The organism is Streptomyces sp. YGL11-2 (assembly GCF_050054615.1).
In the GTDB taxonomy this organism is placed as follows: domain Bacteria; phylum Actinomycetota; class Actinomycetes; order Streptomycetales; family Streptomycetaceae; genus Streptomyces.
Genome location: NZ_JBNHIN010000165.1, coordinates 1 through 679, shown reverse-complemented (window position 1 = coordinate 679; position 679 = coordinate 1). Strand labels below are relative to the sequence as shown.

Genomic DNA, 679 nt, shown 5'->3' with positions numbered 1-679 from the left:
TGATGCCCTTTGCCCAGACCTGGCGGCGGTAGCAGTCGTGGTCGTAGCCGCGGTCGGCGTAGACCTCCTTCGGTCGCTTCCGGGGCCGGCCGCGTTTGCCGCGGATGGACGGGATCGCTTCCAGCAGAGGCATCAGCTGGGTGACGTCGTTGCGGTTTCCGCCGGTCAGGGTGACAGCCAGTGGGATGCCGGTGGCGTCGCAGATCACGTGGTGTTTGGAGCCCGGCCGGCCTCGGTCGACGGGGCTCCGTCCGGTTTTGGGCCGCCCTTGAGCGCCCGGACGTGGGAGCTGTCGATCACCGCCCGCGACAGGTCCAGACGGTCGGTGGCCCGCAGTTCGTCCAGCAGCACCTCGTGCAGCCGCTGCCACACCCCTGCGTTGTTCCAGTCCCGCAGCCGCCGCCAGCAGGTCATCCCCGAGCCGAACCCGAGCTCACCAGGAAGCCATTCCCACTGGATTCCGGTGTAGAGGACGAACAAGATGCCGCACAGCACCTTGCGGTCCTCCAGCGCCTTCTTCCGCCCCGGCCGCCGCTGACCATCCGGTGACGATGGCAGCAACGGCTCAATTCTCGACCACAACTCATCGTCAACCAACCAGGGTTGAGGGTTCCGCTTGCCCATATCCCAAGCAACCGACGTATCCGTCCGGAGGACACGGCTACCAGCGTTGCGTTAG

1 pseudogene is annotated in these 679 nt (G+C 66.6%); it reads right to left on the bottom strand.

The features are described 5' to 3' along the window. A pseudogene (locus ACO1BR_RS44170) lies at positions 1-624 on the bottom strand (IS5 family transposase); the annotation flags it as partial. Positions 625-679 lie beyond the last annotated feature (55 nt).